Source organism: Mycobacterium sp. (genome assembly GCF_036273375.1).
Lineage (GTDB): Bacteria > Actinomycetota > Actinomycetes > Mycobacteriales > Mycobacteriaceae > Mycobacterium.
Genome location: NZ_DASUHS010000196.1, coordinates 1 through 3,495, shown reverse-complemented (window position 1 = coordinate 3,495; position 3,495 = coordinate 1). Strand labels below are relative to the sequence as shown.

4 protein-coding genes are annotated in these 3,495 nt (G+C 66.5%); 1 reads left to right on the top strand and 3 read right to left on the bottom strand.

Annotated elements, in window-relative coordinates; all coding sequences use genetic code 11:
* The 3 genes from VFW69_RS18230 to fabG1 form a co-directional block, all read right to left on the bottom strand.
* Positions 1-899: ferrochelatase (locus VFW69_RS18230; RefSeq protein WP_526503147.1), on the bottom strand; the 899-nt coding region annotated here is incomplete at its 3' end.
* 6 nt (positions 900-905) lie between these two features.
* Positions 906-1,715, bottom strand: a complete 810-nt coding sequence (gene inhA, locus VFW69_RS18225; protein WP_526503145.1) for an NADH-dependent enoyl-ACP reductase InhA — start codon at positions 1,713-1,715, stop codon at positions 906-908.
* Between the two features lie 42 nt (positions 1,716-1,757).
* The gene (gene fabG1, locus VFW69_RS18220) at positions 1,758-2,516 is read right to left on the bottom strand and encodes a 3-oxoacyl-ACP reductase FabG1 (protein ID WP_526503149.1); all 759 of its coding nucleotides are present in this window, start codon (positions 2,514-2,516) and stop codon (positions 1,758-1,760) included.
* Between the two features lie 132 nt (positions 2,517-2,648).
* Between fabG1 and VFW69_RS18215 the strand changes: the two genes are divergently transcribed.
* Positions 2,649-3,495, top strand: an 847-nt coding sequence (locus VFW69_RS18215; RefSeq protein WP_526503143.1) for a hypothetical protein, incomplete at its 3' end; no start/stop codon positions are given.

Sequence of the window (3,495 nt, the reverse complement as noted above, 5' to 3'; positions counted from 1 at the left end):
GCAAGCCGGGCGAATCGCCGATCGGCGTTGGGCGTAGCGGCCCGGGCGAACGCCATGCCCGCGGCCTCGGCTTGTGATCGCAACTCGTGATCGAGATCCCACACGACCTCGATGTGATCGGCGACAAACCCGATCGGGCAGACGATGACGGCCTTGGTGCCGGCCTGCGCCAAGGCGGCCAGGTGGTCGGCGACGTCAGGCTCCAGCCACGGAATCTGGGGCGGCCCCGACCGGGACTGCCACGCCAGGTCGTACTCGCGGTATCCGGCGGCGGTCGCCACAAGGCTTGCGGCGTAGGCGACTTGGCGGCTGTACAGCCGTGGGCCCAGCCGGTCGTCGGCGGCCACCGGGATGGAATGCGCGGTGAATACCAACCGCGCGTCGGCCTGTTGCTCGGCGGTCAGGGCGCCCGACGCCGCACCGATGGTGTCGGTGAAGATCTGCACGAACCGCGGGTGGTCGAAATAGGGCCGCAGCTTGACCAATTCGGGCGCGTCCGGCCCGGCCGCCTCGCGCGCCCGGGCGATGTCTTCCACATACTGCGTGCAGCTGGAATATCCGCTCCACGCCGATGTGGTGAACACCGCGGCTCGACGAATGCCGTTGTCCCGCATCGTCGCAACGGTGTCTTCGACATAGGGCTCCCAATTGCGATTGCCGAAATAGACCGGCAGTTTAAGGCCGCGGCCTTCGAGCTCGGCGCGCAACTGCTCGATCAGCGTCAGGTTGATCCGGTTGATCGGCGACACGCCGCCGAAATGCAGGTAGTGCTCGGCGACGTCATCGAGACGTTCCGGCGGCACGTCGCGGCCGCGGGTGACGTTCTCCAGGAACGGCCGCACCTGCTCAGGTCCTTCCGGACCACCGAAGGACAGCAGCAGGACGGCGTCGAATTCCATTGCCGTTTACAGCAATTGGGTGCTTGCGCCACCATCGGCGTAGATGATGGTCCCAGTCGTCGCCGGCAGCCAGTCCGAGAGCAACGCGCACACCGTCTTGGCGACCGGCGTCGGGTCCTTCATGTTCCAGCCGATGGGGGCGCGCTGGTCCCAGCCCTCTTCGAGCAGCTGCATCTGCGCGCCGGCCTCTTCGCCGAGGGCACCGCCGACGATCGCGCTCATGGCCAGCGTCCGGATGGGGCCCGCGGCAACGAGGTTGGAGCGCACACCGAACTTGCCCGCCTCGCGCGCCACGAATCGGTTGACCGATTCCAGCGCACTCTTGGCCACCGTCATCCAGTTGTAGGCCGGCATCGCCCGGCTGGGATCGAAGTCCATACCCACGATGGAGCCGCCGGCGTTCATGATCGGCAGCGCCGCCTTGGCCAGCGAGGCGTACGAATACGCCGAGATGTGAATGCCTTTGGAGACATCCTCATACGGCGCGTCGAAGAACGGGTTGATGCCCATCCCCGTCTGCGGCATGAATCCGATCGAGTGCACCACACCGTCGAGCTTGTTGCCCTCGCCGATCTCGGCCGTTACCCGGTCGGCGAGCGAGTCCAAGTGCTCCTCGTTTTGCACGTCGAGTTCGATCAGCGGCGCCTTCTCCGGCAGCCGGTCGGCGATGCGCTGAATCAGGCGCAACCGGTCGAACCCGGTCAGCACCAACTGCGCACCCGCCTCCTGGGCCGCCTTGGCGATGTGAAACGCAATCGACGAATCGGTGATGATTCCGGAGATCAGAATCCGTTTGCCGTCGAGCAGTCCTGCCATGTCCGTCCTTAGCTCTGGTTGAAGATTGTGTCGTAATCGAACTCAGTGGCCCATGCCCATGCCGCCGTCGACCGGGATGACCGCACCAGCGATGTAACTCGCGTCCTCCGACGCGAGGAAGCTGACCACCCCGGCGACCTCCGCGGCGGTGCCGACCCGCTTCGCGGGGATGAATTCCAGCGCCCCCGCCTGAATCCGCTCATCCAGCGCGCGGGTCATCTCGGTATCGATGTAACCGGGGGCCACCACATTCGCGGTCACGCCGGCCTTGGACAGCTCCCGGGAGATCGAACGGGCCATGCCGATGAGCCCGGCCTTGGACGCGGCGTAGTTGGACTGGTTACCGATGCCCCAGCTGCCGGAGACCGAACCCACGAAGATCATCCGGCCGAAGCGGTTCCGCTGCATGCTCCGCGATGCGCGCTGGGCCACCCGGAACGCCCCCGTGAGGTTGGCGTTGATGACCTTCTCAAACCTCTCCTCGGTCATCCGGATCAGGAACGCGTCCGCGGAGACGCCGGCGTTGGACACCAGTACCTCCACCGCACCCTGGTGCTTTTCGACCTCTTTGAAGGCACGATCGACGGCGTCGTTGTCGGTGACGTCACACTCGACGCCGAACAATCCCTCGGGCGCTCCGGATCCGCGGTGCGTGACGGCCACCTTGTGGCCGTCGGCGGCCAGCCGCTGCGCGATTGCCAGCCCGATCCCCCGGTTTCCGCCGGTGACCAGGACTGAACGGGATACGAATGCCGGTTTGCCGCCGGTGGCGGCGGCTTCGGTGCCTATCTCGGTGGCCATGTCAGTCACCCGGCCAACTTATCGCCTCGACCAGCCAGAGCTGCAATCGCCTCAGTGCGAGCGCAACGTCATCCCACCCCGGGAGCCGCCACCGCGCGACGCCACGGTTGGCTCACCTAAGATTTGAGCCTCATGCCCGCAGCCCCGACCCGTCACTTCAGGCTCAATGCCCAAGCGGGGCTCTTCGCGGTCTGCTGGGGCGGATTGCTCGTACTGCTGCTGGTGCGCAACCGCGGGCTGTTCGCGCGTGCGGTCTACGAAGCAGGAGATCCCGCGGCCAACTCGATCCTCACTCTGCAGGCCAAGCACTTTGCCTTGCTGACCGGGCATTACTCCAGGGTCGGCTTCCACCATCCCGGTCCGGCTTTCTTCTACGTGCAGGCCGGCGGCGAATGGTTGCTGCACGACCTGGCCCGTGTCGTTCCGGCGGCCTATAACGGGCAGGCGATCGCGATCATGGCGCTCAACGCGACGCTGATCGCACTCGCGCTGACCATCCTGTACACGTGGGTGCGCTCGGTGGCGGCGGTACTCACCGCGGCCGGCATTACCCTGATCTTCCTCGCCGAACACCCCCAGCTGGTGTGCTCCACCTGGATGCCGCACGTCTGCTTCGCGCCCTTTTTGCTCTACCTGTTCGCGGTCGCGTCGGTGGCGGCCGGCCGGCCGCGCCACCTGTGGATCATGGTGCTCGCCGGCGGCCTGCTGGTGCACGGGCATGCGGAATTCCTCGTCCTGGTGCCCCTGCTTGCGCTGGCGGCGCTTGTGCCCCAGCGGCGCCAGTTGCTCACGCAGCGCCGCGAATTGCTGATCGCCTCAGCGGTTTTGGCGTTGTTTCTGCTCCCCATAGTGCTCAACGCGACCCTGCACTGGCCGGGCGAGATTCCGCAGTACCTGGCCTACGGCCACCGCGCGCCGAACCAACCCGTCGCGGCTGCGCGATTTCTCGCGCAGTTCTGGGGTCCGGGTCCCACCCTCG

What these genes read in the sequence shown, in the direction of transcription:
- fabG1 (WP_526503149.1), bottom strand. Translation starts at nt 2,516, where the DNA reads ATGGCCACCGAGATAGGCACCGAAGCCGCCGCCACCGGCGGCAAACCG.
- inhA (WP_526503145.1), bottom strand. Translation starts at nt 1,715, where the DNA reads ATGGCAGGACTGCTCGACGGCAAACGGATTCTGATCTCCGGAATCATC.